General features: G+C 54.4%; 16 protein-coding genes. 9 read left to right on the top strand and 7 right to left on the bottom strand.

From position 1 onward, the window contains the following. The first annotated feature begins 3 nt into the window (after positions 1-3). Positions 4-321, top strand: coding sequence for a heat shock protein HspQ (gene hspQ, locus MX657_RS08170; protein WP_008499919.1), 318 nt, complete (start codon positions 4-6; stop codon positions 319-321). 36 nt (positions 322-357) lie between these two features. Here the strand turns inward: hspQ and MX657_RS08165 are convergent, their stop codons facing one another. Further along, a complete protein-coding gene (locus tag MX657_RS08165) occupies positions 358-771 on the bottom strand; it encodes a CoA-binding protein (protein WP_023311036.1) in 414 nt (137 codons plus the stop codon). 173 nt (positions 772-944) lie between these two features. Between MX657_RS08165 and csgI the strand changes: the two genes are divergently transcribed. Further along, a complete protein-coding gene (gene csgI, locus MX657_RS08160; RefSeq protein WP_217479884.1) occupies positions 945-1,607 on the top strand; it encodes a curli synthesis inhibitor in 663 nt (220 codons plus the stop codon). 80 nt (positions 1,608-1,687) lie between these two features. Then, complete coding sequence (gene mgsA, locus MX657_RS08155) at positions 1,688-2,146, top strand: methylglyoxal synthase (RefSeq protein WP_025755971.1); 459 nt, start codon at positions 1,688-1,690, stop codon at positions 2,144-2,146. Positions 2,147-2,204: 58 nt separating this feature from the next. On the opposite strand, the gene helD is transcribed toward mgsA, so the two are convergent. Beyond that, positions 2,205-4,259 carry a DNA helicase IV gene (gene helD, locus MX657_RS08150; RefSeq protein ID WP_346808014.1) on the bottom strand — a complete coding sequence of 685 codons (2,055 nt, stop codon included), beginning with the start codon at positions 4,257-4,259 and terminating at the stop codon, positions 2,205-2,207. 123 nt (positions 4,260-4,382) lie between these two features. On the opposite strand from helD, the gene MX657_RS08145 reads away from it, so the two are divergent. Both MX657_RS08145 and yccS read left to right on the top strand, forming a co-directional pair. Beyond that, positions 4,383-4,829 carry a YccF domain-containing protein gene (locus MX657_RS08145; protein WP_346808012.1) on the top strand — a complete coding sequence of 149 codons (447 nt, stop codon included), beginning with the start codon at positions 4,383-4,385 and terminating at the stop codon, positions 4,827-4,829. 19 nt (positions 4,830-4,848) lie between these two features. Continuing rightward, positions 4,849-7,011 carry a YccS family putative transporter gene (yccS, locus tag MX657_RS08140; protein WP_346808011.1) on the top strand — a complete coding sequence of 721 codons (2,163 nt, stop codon included), beginning with the start codon at positions 4,849-4,851 and terminating at the stop codon, positions 7,009-7,011. Here yccS and MX657_RS08135 read toward each other — a convergent pair. Next, positions 6,968-7,594, bottom strand: a complete 627-nt coding sequence (locus tag MX657_RS08135; RefSeq protein ID WP_346808009.1) for a TfoX/Sxy family DNA transformation protein — start codon at positions 7,592-7,594, stop codon at positions 6,968-6,970. The genes yccS and MX657_RS08135 overlap by 44 nt on opposite strands. A 217-nt stretch (positions 7,595-7,811) precedes the next feature. On the opposite strand from MX657_RS08135, the gene sulA reads away from it, so the two are divergent. Together sulA and ompA are read left to right on the top strand one after the other, a co-directional pair. Beyond that, positions 7,812-8,321, top strand: a complete 510-nt coding sequence (gene sulA / locus MX657_RS08130) for an SOS-induced cell division inhibitor SulA (RefSeq protein ID WP_080327670.1) — start codon at positions 7,812-7,814, stop codon at positions 8,319-8,321. 354 nt (positions 8,322-8,675) lie between these two features. Beyond that, positions 8,676-9,731: a porin OmpA gene (ompA, locus tag MX657_RS08125; RefSeq protein ID WP_108780329.1), complete on the top strand. Its 1,056-nt coding sequence runs from the start codon at positions 8,676-8,678 to the stop codon at positions 9,729-9,731. A gap of 63 nt (positions 9,732-9,794) precedes the next feature. Here ompA and matP read toward each other — a convergent pair whose 3' ends face one another. Continuing rightward, on the bottom strand, positions 9,795-10,247 hold the full coding sequence (gene matP / locus MX657_RS08120; protein WP_023332611.1) for a macrodomain Ter protein MatP: 453 nt from the start codon (positions 10,245-10,247) through the stop codon (positions 9,795-9,797). A 186-nt stretch (positions 10,248-10,433) separates the two neighbouring features. On the opposite strand from matP, the gene MX657_RS08115 reads away from it, so the two are divergent. Both MX657_RS08115 and fabA read left to right on the top strand, forming a co-directional pair. Continuing rightward, the gene (locus MX657_RS08115) at positions 10,434-12,194 is read left to right on the top strand and encodes a Lon protease family protein (RefSeq protein WP_346808007.1); all 1,761 of its coding nucleotides are present in this window, start codon (positions 10,434-10,436) and stop codon (positions 12,192-12,194) included. Positions 12,195-12,262: 68 nt separating this feature from the next. Continuing rightward, on the top strand, positions 12,263-12,781 hold the full coding sequence (gene fabA, locus MX657_RS08110) for a bifunctional 3-hydroxydecanoyl-ACP dehydratase/trans-2-decenoyl-ACP isomerase (protein ID WP_000227926.1): 519 nt from the start codon (positions 12,263-12,265) through the stop codon (positions 12,779-12,781). Between the two features lie 71 nt (positions 12,782-12,852). Here fabA and rmf read toward each other — a convergent pair whose 3' ends face one another. The 3 genes from rmf to pqiB form a co-directional block, all read right to left on the bottom strand. Next, positions 12,853-13,020 carry a ribosome modulation factor gene (gene rmf / locus MX657_RS08105; protein ID WP_013097261.1) on the bottom strand — a complete coding sequence of 56 codons (168 nt, stop codon included), beginning with the start codon at positions 13,018-13,020 and terminating at the stop codon, positions 12,853-12,855. Between the two features lie 256 nt (positions 13,021-13,276). Further along, the gene (pqiC, locus tag MX657_RS08100) at positions 13,277-13,843 is read right to left on the bottom strand and encodes a membrane integrity-associated transporter subunit PqiC (RefSeq protein ID WP_080327672.1); all 567 of its coding nucleotides are present in this window, start codon (positions 13,841-13,843) and stop codon (positions 13,277-13,279) included. Beyond that, positions 13,840-15,480, bottom strand: a complete 1,641-nt coding sequence (pqiB, locus tag MX657_RS08095; RefSeq protein WP_080327673.1) for an intermembrane transport protein PqiB — start codon at positions 15,478-15,480, stop codon at positions 13,840-13,842. Before pqiB ends, pqiC begins: the two co-directional genes overlap by 4 nt.

Below are 15,480 nucleotides of genomic sequence, written 5' to 3'. Positions count from 1 at the left end.
ACTATGATTGCCAGCAAATTCGGTATCGGCCAGCAGGTCCGCCACACTTTGCTTGGGTATTTGGGTGTGGTCGTGGATATCGACCCGGAGTATTCCCTTGATGAACCGTCAGCGGACGAGTTGGCGGTCAACGCAGAGCTTCGCGCTGCGCCCTGGTACCATGTGGTAATGGAAGGTGACGACGGACAACCCGTTCATACCTACCTTGCCGAAGCGCAGCTGAGTAGCGAGCTGCAGGAAGAGCATCCGGAACAACCCACGATGGATGAACTTGCTCAGACTATCCGCAAACAGTTACAGGCTCCGCGCCTGCGGAACTAAGCGTGTAAAAAAAGCCCGATGACGGGCTTTTTTTTATTACTTCGCCAGCCCCAGACGGGGAATATCGATCGCCGGACAGCGATCCATGACAACCTTCAATCCCGCATCCCGCGCCAGCACGGCGGCCTGCTCGTTAATCACACCTAACTGCATCCACAGCGTTTTTGCCCCTACGGCGATAGCATCCTGCGCCACTTCCCATGCCGCCTCGGAATTACGGAAGACATCAACCATATCAATTTTTTCCGGCACCTCTGCGAGCGTGGCATAACCCTGCTGACCCAGCAGCGTTTTCCCTGCCACTTTTGGCGACACCGGGATAACGTGATAGCCCTGATCGAGAAGGTATTTCATCACCCGATAGCTTGGACGATCGGGTTTATCGCTCGCGCCCACCAGCGCAATGGTACGCGTGGATGTCAGAATCTCAGCAATATCGTTCTCTTTCATGGTTTTTCTCCTGGCTTTTTTAAAAGTGTACGCCAAAGCGCACATCTCAACCATCCATCCCATACAGATGTATGAGGGCAAAACGGCAAAATATGTCTATATGTTAGTAAACGTGATTACCGAAAAATTTAGATACATTAATGCGGCGACAGTATTTCTGACGGGAGCCTTCTATGAAAACCGGTATTGCCACTGCTGTGATTGCGTTAGTGATGCCGGTTTGCGTCTTTGCCACCACGCTTCGGCTCTCTGGCGACATTGATCTTCTGGTACTGGACGGAAAAAAGGTCTCCAGCTCATTATTGCGCGGGGCAGACAGCATCGAACTGGATAACGGACCGCATCAGCTGGTGTTTCGGGTAGAAAAATCGGTCGGGATGGCTAACCATGAGCAACGGATGTACATCTCCCCGCCGCTGATTGTCAGCTTTAATACCCGGCAAGTCAGCCAGGTGAACATTACCCTGCCTCGTCTTGAAACAGAGAAAGAAGCTGCGGCCTTTGACGCATCGCCGCGCGTTGAGCTACTGGACGGGGACGCAATGCCGATTCCGGTCAAGCTGGATATTCTGGCCTTAACCACCTCCCCGAAAAGCCCTGACTACGAGGCTTTGGCCCAGACCTACAACAAAGCGGGTAAACGCGCTTCCCTGCCGCAGTTTGCTACCAGGATGGCGGACGACAGTACGCTGTTATCTGGCGTCTCGGAACTGGACGTTATTCCTCCTCAGTCCCAGAGCCTGACGGAACAGCGCCTTAAATTCTGGTTCCAGCAGGCCGATCCCGACACCCGGGCCCGGTTTTTACAATGGGCAAAACAACAACCTTCATCATAAGCCACATTTTTTACGCCTTACTCTTGCAGCGTCTGGCGGTTCCCGTCATCGTGTAGTCAGTTAACCTGATGGATATGATTATGGAACTGACAACACGCACGCTGCCTGAACGTAAACACATTGCGCTGGTGGCGCACGATCACTGTAAACAAATGCTGCTTAACTGGGTTCGCCGCCATCAGTCGTTGCTGGAAAAGCACGCCCTGTCGGCGACCGGCACCACCGGCAACCTGATCCAGCGCGAAACGGGTCTGGAGGTGAATGCGATGCTGAGCGGCCCAATGGGCGGCGATCAGCAGGTCGGCGCGCAGATTTCCGAAGGAAAGATTGATGTGCTGATCTTCTTCTGGGATCCGCTGAACGCGGTTCCGCATGACCCGGATGTCAAAGCGCTGCTGCGTCTGGCGACAGTGTGGAATATTCCGGTGGCGACGAACCTGTCGACGGCGGATTTCATCATTGAATCACCGCAGTTTAACTCGCCGGTTGAGATCCTTATTCCGGACTATCAGCGCTATCTTTCCGAAAGATTGAAGTAACTTTTTTGCCGGGTGGCGGCTACGCCTTACCCGGCCTGCAAAAACTTGCCTGACATCGTTATGGCTTACGCGCCACCGGCACATCAATACTCTTCAGAATATCGACAAACACGGATGGCTCCTCTTTGTTGAACAGCACCCACACGCGATGCCGCGCGCGGGTGATGGCCACGTACAGCAAACGGCGCTCTTCGGCATCCGGGAAGTCTTCCGGCACCGGCAACAGAGCCTGCTCCATCACCGACTCTCGGGCCGGAGCCGGGAAACCGTCGCTGCCCTCTTTCAGCCCCACCACAATCACATAATCGGCCTGCTGCCCTTTGCTGGCGTGAATGGTCATAAATTCAAGCTGCAGTTTCGGCCAGCGGGTGGCGGCTTTTTCCAGCGCCGCGGGTTTAAGGTGATGGTAGCGCGCCAGCACCAGAATACGTTCATCGGGCTTTGCATAGCCGCTGAGCTTGTCCAGCAACGGTTCCAGCTGGTCATCCGCCAGCAGGGTGACGGCTTTTTTATCTCCTGCGCGCAGGCTATTGAGCGGCTTGGCCAGTTGATGCGGGTTCTGCTGGATAAAACGGTTGGCGATTTCACCAATACGTGAATTGAAGCGGTAGGTGGTGTCCAGATCGCTGCGATCGCCTTCGCCAAAATAGTGGTGGAAGGCGGTGGTCAGGGAGAGCTGAGCGCCGCTGAAGCGGTAGATAGCCTGCCAGTCGTCCCCGACGGCAAACAGCGAGGTATGTTTGTTCTGCGCCCGCAGCGCCGAGAGCAGTGCCGCCCGCTGGGGTGAGATATCCTGAAACTCATCCACCAGAATATGCTTCCACGGGCTGACAAAACGCCCTTTCTCAAGAATAATGATGGCCTGATGAATAAGGCCTGAGAAATCAACGGCATTTTCCTCTTTCAGCGTGGTTTTCCAGGCTTTCAGCAGCGGAGCCATCAGCTTGACCCGTTTCGAAAACAGATCGCGGACGTCCTCCGGCGCGCTTTCAATCATCTCTGCCTGTGAGCCACCGTGCATTCGCATCAGGCTGACCCAGCGGTCAAGGCGCGAGCCCAGCCGACGCGCCAGTTTGTCATCCTGCCAGAAGCTGCCCTCCGGCACGTCCCAGTTGAGCTCTTCCTCCAGCCACTGACGCCACCCTTTCGCCTGCGCTTTTTTCTCACTGCATTGCTGGCGCCACGTCTTGATAAACAGCGCCTGACGCGCCTGCGCATCGTTTTCCAGTTTACTGATGGCAGGCACTTTTTTACTGCCCTGCTGAATAATATGCAGCGCAAGAGCATGGAAGGTTCTGGCGGTAATGTCCCGGGTATGCAGGCGTTCCTGGATGCGTTCATCCATCTCCTGGGCAGCCTTACGGCCAAAAGCCAGAAGCAGAATTTGATCGGCAACCGCCTCACCGGTCGTCAGCAGCCAGCCCGCGCGCGCCACCAGCACCGACGTTTTACCGCTCCCGGCCCCGGCAAGCACCAGCAGCGACTGCTCGCCGTTAACCACCGCGCGCGCCTGAGCGGGGTTAAGCGGTGAAGATTCCACGGTACTGAAAAAGTCGGCGTATTGGGTGAGCATGGCATCCGTCCAGGCCTGATTATGGGCAAGGCGGCTTTTATCCATATCGTTCAGCCAGGCCTGGCACTGACGCCAGGCATCGCGACAATTGTCGAACTCATCGAGGCGCGTAACGGATAGCGGCAGCGCCGAAAGCGCCTGCCTGATCTTTTGCTGCAACCCGGCGGTCTGCTGGCGCGTCAGCCACGTCTGCTGTGCGTTGCTTTGCGCGATATCGTCCAGCACCTGCTGCAGTACCTGAGCGGCAATCACGCTCATGTCATGGCTCCACTGCTGCCAGAGCGCGTTCAGGTGGTGATGAAAACGCTGGGTTTCCGCCCATTCGGTGCCGTGAAGGCGCACGACTTTGTCGTCAGGCAGAACGAACTCCAGCTCGCCCCACACCAGCCCGCGCTTGCAGTGAATAGCCAGAAGCTGATTAAACGGAATAAGGTATTCGTGGCGTTCTCCGGAGACTTTCACCCCGGCATTGAGCAGAACAACTCTGTCATAAGGGTGTTGCGCCAGGCGTTTGCCTAAAGAAGTTGCTTTCAGTTCCATGTCCCGCCAAATCCACGAAGAGATAATTTACCTGACAGTTTAACTGCCAGTTTTAAGGTGCTCCAGCCTAAAAAAACGTTACAATCATTGGGCGTTAATTTTATCGAAAGGAAGTGAGGGTTTATGCGTACCGTTCTGAATGTGTTGAATTTTGTGTTGGGCGGTTTTGCCACCACCCTCTCCTGGCTTTTTGCCACGCTGGTGAGCATCGTCCTGATTTTCACACTCCCCCTGACCCGCTCCTGCTGGGAGATCACGAAACTCTCGTTCATCCCTTACGGTAACGAAGCTATCCACGTTGATGAGCTGAACCCGGAGAGTATGAATGCCCTGATGAACACGGGTGGAACCCTGCTGAACATTCTGTGGCTGATTTTCTTCGGCTGGTGGCTGTGCATCATGCATATTTTTGCCGGTATTGCGCAGTGCATCACGATTATTGGTATTCCGGTGGGGATCGCGAACTTTAAGATCGCCGCTATTGCCCTCTGGCCCGTCGGGCGCAGGGTTGTTCCGGTCGAAGTGGCCCAGGCGGCGCGTGAAGCGAATGCGCGTCGTCGTTTTCAGTAAATAAGGACTGGCCGCGTTTATGCTAAGCCCACTGCTTCGCCGTTATACCTGGAACAGCACCTGGCTCTACAACGTCAGGATTTTTATCGCGCTTTGCGGCACGGTTGCCCTGCCGTGGTGGCTGAATGATGTCAAGCTGACCATTCCGCTCACGCTGGGAGTGGTTGCCGGTGCCCTTGCGGATCTGGACGATCGCCTGGCCGGACGTTTACGTAATCTGGTCATTACGCTGGTCTGTTTTTTTATCGCTTCCGCGTCCGTTGAGCTGCTCTTCCCCTGGCCCTGGCTGTTTGCACTGGGCCTGACGCTCTCCACCAGCGGGTTTATTTTGCTGGGAGGCCTGGGACAGCGCTATGCCACTATCGCCTTTGGGGCCCTGCTGATCGCCATCTACACCATGCTGGGCGTTTCCCTGTACGACCAGTGGTACCAGCAGCCTGTGCTGCTGCTGATGGGCGCCATCTGGTATAACCTGCTGACGTTAACCGGGCATCTGATCTTCCCGGTTCGTCCTCTGCAGGATAACCTTGCCCGCAGCTATGAGCAGTTAGCCCATTATCTTGAACTGAAGTCCCGGCTGTTCGACCCGGATATCGAGGAAGAAAGCCAGGCGCCGCTTTACGATCTGGCGCTGGCAAACGGCCAGCTTGTCGCGACCCTTAACCAGACGAAAGCCTCGCTGCTTACCCGTCTGCGCGGCGATCGCGGCCAGCGCGGCACGCGAAGAACCTTACACTACTACTTTGCCGCACAGGACATTCATGAGCGCGCTAGCTCCTCGCACGTTCAGTACACCGCCCTGCGCGAGAAGTTTCGCTACAGCGACGTGATGTTCCGCTTCCAGCGCCTGCTGTCCATGCAGTCCCAGGCGTGCCAGCAGCTGGCGCGATCCATTCTGCTGCGCACGCCCTATCAGCACGATCCGCGCTTTGAACGCGTATTCAGCCATCTTGATGCAGCGCTTGACCGCGTTCAGGCCAGCGGAACGTCGCCGGAACACATTAAGGCGCTGGGTTTTCTGCTCAATAACCTGCGGGCGATAGACGCTCAGCTGGCGACGATTGAATCCGAGCAGGCAATGGCGCTGCCGGGCAGCGAGGTGGATAACCAGCTTGCAGACGACAGCGTGCACAGCATGAGCGATATGTGGCTCCGGCTGAGCCGCAACTTTACGCCGGAGTCGGCGCTGTTTCGCCATGCGGTGCGCATGTCCCTGGTGTTATGCGTGGGGTATGCTTTTATCCAGATAACCGGTTTGCATCATGGCTACTGGATTCTGCTGACCAGCCTGTTTGTCTGTCAGCCGAACTACAACGCCACCCGACACCGCCTTGCGCTGCGTATTATCGGTACGCTGGTTGGCGTCGCGATCGGCCTGCCAGTGCTCTATTTCGTGCCCTCCGTTGAGGGTCAGCTGATCCTGATCGTGATCACCGGCGTGTTGTTCTTCGCGTTTCGCAACGTGCAGTACGCCCATGCCACGATGTTCATCACGCTGCTGGTTCTGCTCTGCTTTAACCTGCTGGGTGAAGGGTTTGAAGTCGCCCTGCCTCGCGTGCTTGATACGCTGATAGGCTGTGCTATCGCCTGGGCTGCGGTCAGCTTTATCTGGCCGGACTGGCGTTTCCGTAACCTGCCGCGGGTATTAGACAGGGCCATGAACGCCAACTGCCGATACCTGGATGCCATCCTTGAGCAGTATCATCAGGGCCGCGATAACCGTCTGGCTTACCGGATTGCCCGCCGCGATGCGCACAACAGTGATGCGGAACTGGCTTCGGTGGTCTCTAACATGTCAACGGAGCCTCGCGCCACGGCAGAGATTCGTGAGACGGCTTTCCGACTACTCTGCCTGAATCATACCTTCACCAGCTATATTTCCACGCTGGGTGCCCACCGTGAGAAATTGACCAACCCGGGCATCCTCAACCTGCTGGATGACGCGGTCTGTTATGTCGATGATGCACTGCATCACCGGCCCGCCGATGAGCCTCGCGTTAGACAGTCACTGGATGAGCTGACTCAACGTATTGCGCATCTTGAGCCCGGAAACGACAGCAAAGCGCCGCTGGTTCTACAGCAGATTGGCCTGCTTATCGCTCTGCTGCCAGAAATTTGCCGACTGCAGCAGCAAATCGCTACCTGGAAGAGTGATTCTCCTGTGACTCAGGCAGCGCATTAAACCACTCCGTCAACTCCCGGCGAATACCTGCCGGGAGTGCCGCCTCATGCAGCCCCTCAATGGCCCCTTCCAGCGCGAAGAGCACTTTAATACTGAGCGCATTATTTTTTGCCCGCATCTTCAGCCAGCTCTCCCTGGCCCCTAGCGCCCGCAGCGTCTCTTCATTAGTAATACCTGCTTCGAAGAGCAACACTTCCAGCTGAAAAGTCAGGTTTGGCAGATCTTTAAGGCGGTTTCGCTGATGCCGCTGATAACGCTCTTTCCTTGCCGCATTGAGCGCAAATGAGGAGAGCTTAAGCAGACGCTCCCTGTCCTGCCACAGCCCATCATCCACGCGATAGTAGTTGAGAAGCACCGGACGTCCCCGCTTCATTAGCGTCAAAAAAGAGGCAGCATTTTTGACACAGTATTTCGCGCTTTCTTCACAGGCGCGAAGGTAGAGCTCACCGTCTGACACCATGGCAAAAACCGCATCATCCACTGCCAGGGTATAGCCGCCGAACAGCGCGCGATGGTGAATTTCACCCAACGGCGAGAGGTATTCCTGGGATTTATAAATCCGTTCATAAGATATCTTTTTCATGATATTTCCCTTCAAAATCATAAAGTAACAACGAAATTTCTTACTAGCGGATCCGTTAGCAGGAAAATAGGCAACTTAGCGCCGTTGAGCAAGATGATTTTTCGCGGGGCATCAACATTGAATGAATTTTGCGAGTCGCTTTCCGAAAATGAGGTTGATCTTTATGCATACAGGGGTTACTGTATATCCATACAGTAACTACAGGGCTGGAATGAATATGTACACTTCAGGCTATGCAAATCGCTCAACTTCTCTCACCTCAACCGCGGGCAATGTCGCGCAAAACGCCGTTGGGGGTGTTTCGACGGGGCTTATTAGTGAAGTGGTTTATCGTGAAGACCAGCCCCTGTTGACCCAACTCCTTCTGCTGCCGTTGTTACAGCAGCTTGGCCAGCAATCGCGCTGGCAGCTCTGGCTGACGCCACAGCAGAAACTGAGCCGTCAATGGGTTCAGTCTGCAGGCCTGCCGCTGGCAAAGGTTATGCAGATCAACCAACTCTCCCCCTGTGACACCGTTGAGTCGATGGTCCGGGCGTTACGTACCGGAAATTACAGCGTGGTGATCGGGTGGTTACCGGAAGAATTGACGGAAGAGGAACATTTTCGTCTGACCGAAGCAGCTGAAGAAGGGAATGCGATCGGGTTTATCATGCGCCCGGTTCGTCCAGATTCTTATCGCAGAGGACAACTTTCTGGGCTAAAAATTCACTCAAATTTGTATCACTGAGTGAAATTAAGATTTTTCCTGGAATTTTTTTTGACCGCAAGATGCGGTTTTAGTTCCCGGCCTCAAAATTGCGGCAAGGCTTGTCTGGTGCGGTTCTCCTTAATTTTATTGCACAAAATTCGTTCTAAAAATGTTAAATAATAGGTATACGGAACTTTTTTTTTCATATGCCTGACAGACTTCACACTTGTAAGTTTTCAGCTACGTTGTAGACTTTACATCGCCAGGGGTGCTCGGCCTAAGCCGAAGATATCGGTAGATTTATATTTGACCACGCCCCCCGGTGAAGGATTTAACCGTGATTCTCTCTTGAGACTTTCATGGCGAATTTTGGATGATAACGAGGCGCAAAAAATGAAAAAGACAGCTATCGCGATTGCAGTGGCACTGGCTGGCTTCGCTACCGTAGCGCAGGCCGCTCCGAAAGATAATACCTGGTATGCAGGTGGTAAACTGGGCTGGTCTCAGTTCCACGACACTGGCTGGTACAACAGCAGCCTGAACAACGATGGCCCTACTCACGAGAGCCAGCTTGGTGCAGGTGCGTTCGGTGGCTATCAGGTTAACCCGTATGTTGGCTTTGAAATGGGTTACGACTGGTTAGGTCGTATGCCATACAAAGGCGACACCATCAATGGCGCTTTCAAAGCTCAGGGCGTTCAGCTGACCGCTAAACTGGGTTACCCAGTAACTGACGATCTGGACGTGTACACCCGTCTGGGCGGCATGGTATGGCGTGCAGACTCCAGCAACAACATCGCTGGCGACGACCATGACACTGGCGTTTCCCCAGTATTCGCTGGTGGCGTTGAGTGGGCTATGACCCGTGACATCGCTACCCGTCTGGAATACCAGTGGGTTAACAACATCGGTGACGGTGCTACCGTTGGCGTTCGTCCAGACAACGGCATGCTGAGCGTAGGTGTTTCCTACCGTTTCGGCCAGCAGGAAGATGCAGCACCAGTTGTTGCTCCAGCGCCGGCTCCAGCTCCAGAAGTACAGACCAAGCACTTCACTCTGAAGTCTGACGTTCTGTTCAACTTCAACAAAGCGACCCTGAAACCAGAAGGTCAGCAGGCACTGGATCAGCTGTACACCCAGCTGAGCAACCTGGATCCTAAAGACGGTTCTGTAGTGGTTCTGGGCTTCACCGACCGTATCGGTTCTGACGCTTACAACCAGAAACTGTCTGAGAAACGTGCTCAGTCTGTTGTTGATTACCTGATCTCTAAAGGTATCCCAGCTAACAAGATCTCCCCACGTGGTATGGGCGAATCTAACCCAGTTACTGGCAACACCTGTGACAACGTGAAAGCTCGCGCTGCACTGATCGACTGCCTGGCTCCAGATCGTCGCGTAGAGATCGAAGTTAAAGGCGTTAAAGACGTTGTAACTCAGCCAGCGGCATAAGTTATCGTCTTATAAAAAAACCCCGCCATGCGGGGTTTTTTATTGTCTGAAGAAAACTAAAATTTACTTTTTGCCCAGCAACGCCTGAAGGTCGTTTTTCAGCGACGACATCTGATTAGCATACTTCTCTTTATGCTCAGCATCCTCAATCAGCTGCACGATGGTTTCCGACAGGGTTTTGCCGCGCCGTTGCGCCAGCCCGGCCAGACGCTGCCAGACCACGAACTCCAGGTCGATGGACTTTTTCCGGGTATGCTGATGCTCAGCATTGAAATGCCGCTTACGTCGCGCGCGGATAGTTTGCTTCATCCGATTTAGCAACGCAGGATTAATGTGTTTCTCAATCCAGCCGTTTACCTGTACCGGTTCATTTTCGAGGGTCAGCAAAATATCCACGGCTTCTTGCGCAGCGCTGGCTTCGATATAGCAGGTGATCAGCTCCCCTTCACGGTGCTTTTTGACCAGGTACTTCCATTTCCAGCCGCTTTCGAGATTTTCCAGTTGTTGATATTTCATTGCGATCTCAGTGTTACCACGTAACTCTGTTCAGAATATCAGTTTTTTAGCAATCTGCTGAAAAGAAATCATATCCTGTGAGCGAATACCGCCTGTCGGCCTGTTGAAATTCCCAATCCTGCTTGGGTAGAGCCCCCCGCTTACGGTATACTCCACGCTTTTACATCTGACTAAAAAACATCAACTTTGACGATTACGAAACTAGCATGGCGTGACCTTGTTCCGGATGCCGAGAGCTATCAGGAACTGTTTGCACAGCCAGATCTCGCAAAAGAACACGAATTCATCCTTAGCGATACGCAACCACGTTTGCATTATGCGCTGGAGCAGACGTTAAGCCCATGGGCGATCTCGCCTTTCATGCTGCTGAAAGCCCCGGAAGAAGCGGAATACCTGTCGCTGTTCGGGGATGCCATGCGCCAGCTGCGGCCGGAGGCGAACGCGGTCTTTGGCGGCCAGTATCGTATCGCGGGACATAATGTCACCTTTGAACCAGCGGAACAGGCCGACGGTCGTTTTGCTGCCACAGGCGAGGTGATTACCGCTAACTGGGTCGAGGCTGAACAACTCTTTGGCTGTCTGCGCCAGTTTAACGGTGAACTTACCCTACAACCGGGTCTGGTACATCGCGCAAATGGCGGCGTACTCATCATCTCTCTGCGTACTCTGCTCGCACAGCCGCTGTTGTGGATGCGCCTGAAAACGATTGTGAACCAGCAGCGCTTTGACTGGGTCGGTTACGATGAGTCTCGTCCTCTCCCTGTCTCCGTTCCGTCAATGCCGATGTCGCTAACCGTCGTTCTGACAGGTGACCGCGAATCGCTGGCGGACTTCCAGGAAATGGAGCCGGAACTGGCTGAGCAGGCGGTCTACAGTGAATACGAAGACAACATCCAGATTGCCGATGCGGACGACATGGCGCAGTGGTGCCAGTGGGTAATGACCGTCGCTGAGCGTTTTGCCTTGCCTGTGCCAGCCGCCGACGCGTGGCCGGGTTTACTTCGTGAAGCGGTTCGCTACACCGGTGACCAGGAAACCTTGCCGCTCTGCCCGCTCTGGATTGGCAAGCAGCTGCGTGAGGTGGGCGTTATCAGCGGCCACGGCACGTTCTCTGGTGAACAGCTTACGCAGATGCTGGCGCAGCGAGAGTGGCGCGAAGGCTATCTTGCTGACCGCATGCAGGATGAAATTCTGCTGGAACAAATTCTGGTCGAGACCGAAGGCGAACGCATCGGGCAGATTAACGCCCTCTCGGTGATCGAGTTTCCAGGCCATCCGCGCGCGTTCGGTGAACCGTCCCGTATCAGTTGCGTTGTGCATATTGGCGATGGCGAGTTTACCGATATTGAACGCAAAGCCGAGCTGGGGGGCAACATTCACGCCAAAGGCATGATGATCATGCAGGCGTTTTTGATGTCCGAGCTGCAGCTTGAGCAGCAAATCCCCTTCTCCGCCTCGCTGACGTTTGAGCAGTCCTACAGCGAAGTTGATGGTGATAGCGCCTCTATGGCTGAGCTGTGCGCCTTAATCAGCGCCCTTGCGGACGTGCCAATCAACCAGAACATCGCCATTACCGGCTCAGTCGACCAATTTGGTCGCGCTCAGCCCGTTGGCGGTCTCAACGAGAAAATTGAAGGTTTCTTCTCTATCTGTCAGCAGCGCGGTTTAAACGGCAAACAGGGTGTGATCATTCCGGCTCCCAACGTACGCCATTTAAGCCTGAGCCAGGATATTCTGGATGCAGTTGAACAGGAACAATTCACCATCTGGGCCATCGAAGGGATCGAGGATGCGCTACCCTTACTGACAAACCTGGTCTGGGACGGCGAAGGTCAGACTCCCCTGATGCAGACTATTCAGGAGCGTATTGCCCAGGCGACACAGCAGGATGCTCGCCATCGTTATCCATGGCCGTTACGCTGGCTGGGCTGGTTCAGTTCGAACTGATCGGACTTGTTCAGCGTACACGTGTTAGCTATCCTGCGTCCTTCACTAAAATAAGGCTTACTGAGAACATGGTAGATAAACGCGAATCCTATACAAAAGAAGATCTTCTTGCCTCTGGTCGCGGAGAACTGTTTGGCGCGAAAGGCCCGCAGTTACCGGCCCCCAATATGCTGATGATGGACCGTGTCGTGAAAATGACCGAAACCGGCGGCAACTTTGATAAGGGTTACGTAGAAGCAGAACTCGATATCAACCCGGACCTGTGGTTCTTCGGTTGCCACTTTATTGGCGATCCGGTAATGCCTGGCTGCCTGGGCCTGGATGCGATGTGGCAGCTGGTTGGCTTCTACCTCGGCTGGCTGGGCGGTGAAGGTAAAGGCCGTGCGCTGGGCGTCGGCGAAGTGAAATTCACCGGTCAGGTTCTGCCTACCGCGAAGAAAGTGACTTACCGTATTCACTTCAAGCGCATTGTTAACCGCCGTCTGATTATGGGCCTGGCGGATGGTGAAGTGCTGGTAGATGGTCGTCTGATCTATACCGCTAACGACCTGAAAGTGGGTCTGTTCCAGGACACTTCCGCGTTCTGATATCGCTTTAAGCGCCCCCGGAAAGGCGAAACCTCCGCACTGCGGAGGTTTCTTTTTTTAAAGAGACGTTATCAGGCTATGAGTGCCCTGTCGCCGATGGCTTCTCGCCAGCCTCCAAGCCATTGTGACCTTTGATTTATCGTCTGATAAGGACACATTTCTTTAGAACGTCCAGCGATGCCGGCCTGATAACCACGTTGATGAGCCCGTTCCAGGCGATCTCGTTTCTGTCTCTTCATGCCTCGTTTCCCTCATTCTTTTGTCTGGTGGAAAGAAAACAGTGTCTGCACCAGATGCGCAGGCACAGATAACGAATACCCCGAATTAGCCCCAGCGTCAACGTTCAAAATTCATACGGATGTCATATTTGTGAGCTAGCTGGAAGATCATTTGTACAAAAATTGTGATGCGGCACAAGTAACAACCTGACGCCAAAACGAAAAAAAAACCGCTATCAGCAACGGGCCGATTGCGGTTTTTGACGATGAATTTTACTTATGGCAGCCGGGAAATTTCCCTGGCGATGCTGGCTGACTCCTGCGCCCAACCCTGAGCCAGCACTTTCACCATGTCATCATAACCATCTTTCTGCTGCTTCAGCTCCAGATGGAAAGGACGCTTAATCAGCTGCCCCTGATGATTCAATAGCCACTCTCCGCTGATGACAACGGCACCATCATAACGGCCGTGGAAGCCCGTTACCGTGACGTTCAGCGTGTCCTGATCGCTTCCCAGAGGCTGGGAGGCGACAACCCAGCCCGGAAGCTGGCTGCTGAGATTCGCCACCAGCGTATTGCGCAACTGCTGATCCAGCGGGCTGGCCCACAGGTTATTGTTGGCGATAACGTACTGGACATCGCTGGTCTGATAGACCACCCCGTTGCCTGCCAGGTAATCTGGTACGGCGACCTGCTCAACCCACAGCAGACGGTTGCCCTGCGAGGCGCTGGTTTGCGTAACCGCCTGCGTCACCAGCGGTAGCTGGTAGTAGCTTTTCGTTTCGCTCCCGGAGCTACAGGCCGTGAGTACCATCGCTCCTGCAATCGCTAGCCATTTTTTCATTGTTTCGCCCTCTTCGGCTCAGGATCCTTTTTATCTTTCGCTTCGAACACCAGCGCGTTGCTCTTCTCGTTGAGCGTTTTCAGAACCGGCTGCAGTTCGCGCAAGACCTGATCAAGACGCTGCATATCTGCCACCATCTTATTGTACGCCGCCGAGCCTGGCTGGAAGCCCTGCATACTGCGGTTCAGTTCGCGCAGCGTTTTCTGCATATCCTGCGGCAGTTGCTGCATGCTCTGGTTGGCTGTGATCTTGTTGATGTTGTCCAGCGTGGTCTGCAGACGCTGCATTGTCGCCTGACTTTGGTGTAGCGAACCTGTCGCGGCTTCAATCATTGGGTTCAATGGCAGATTGTTAATCTTATCCAGCGTTTCCATGAGACGCTGCTGGATCTGGGCCAGACCGCTGCTCACCGTTGGGATGATCTTATAGCCACCAAATTCACGCATACCGGTAATTGGCGGTGCCTTTGGATAGAAGTCCATATCGACATACAGTGCGCCGGTCACCAGGTTACCCGTTTTCAGCGAGCCGCGCAGACCGCGATTCATCAGGTCGGTGATATGCTCGCCGATATCCTGATTCTCACCAATCTGGTTGATCAAGCGCTCAGGCTCAATGCGGATCAGCACCGGAATACGGTAATCATCATCAAGCATCTGCTTAAGGCCAGGGACAAAGTAAGGCACTTGTCCCACCGTTCCCAGACGAATACCGCGGAACTCAACCGGCGCGCCAGGCTGCAGGCCGCGAACAGAATCCTTAAAGAACATCAGGTAGTCGATGTGATCGGTGTAGAGCGCATCCTGAATGCTTTTTTGATCGTCAAACAGCCTGAAGGCGGTTTTCTCGGCCACCGGCTGCCCCAGGTCCAGACCTTCCGGCACGTCAAAACTTACGCCACCGCCAAACAGCGTCGTCAGCGAGCCCATTTCAACACGCATGCCTGCCGAGGTCAGATCCACCGCGATACCGCTGTCTTTCCAGAAACGGACATTGCTGGTGACCAGACGATCGTTAGGCGCGTTAATAAACAGCTGATAGCTCATCGCTCTTTTTTGCGGATCAAACGTGCTTTTCTCAACCGAGCCCACGCGATAGCCGCGGAACAGCACCGGATCGCCCGCCGTGAGCTGACCCGCTTTTTTGCTGTCGAGGATCACGCGGATACCTTTTGCATCAGGCGGTGCCAGCGGCGGTGAATCCAGAAGCTGATATTGTCCCGGCTGGTTCCCTTTCGCACCCGGCTGCAGTTCAATGTAGGCACCCGAGAGCAGCGTTCCTAAGCCGCTGATCCCTTCACGGCCCACCTGCGGCTTGACCACCCAGAAAACAGAATCGCCATGCAGCAGTTTTTCCATGCCGGCATTAAGGCGCGCCTTAATCTCCACATGGGTTAAATCGTCGGTTAAGGTAGCGCTTTCCACTACGCCCACGTCCACGCTACGACTTTTAATGGTCGTTTTACCGCCTTCAATCCCCTCGGCGTTGGTGGTGATCAGCGTCACTTCCGGTCCCTGATGGCTGTAGTGATAAAACAGGATCCATGCACCGATCAGTGCGGTCACGATGGGGAAAATCCACACCGGCGACCAGTTTTTGACCTTCTGCACTTTCGCCTCTCCACTCTTATTTTCCAT

Source organism: Enterobacter chuandaensis (assembly GCF_039718975.1).
Classification (GTDB): Bacteria; Pseudomonadota; Gammaproteobacteria; order Enterobacterales; family Enterobacteriaceae; genus Enterobacter; species Enterobacter chuandaensis.
Note: the sequence above shows the minus strand (reverse complement) of the source record. Positions and strands in the feature narration are given on the sequence as shown.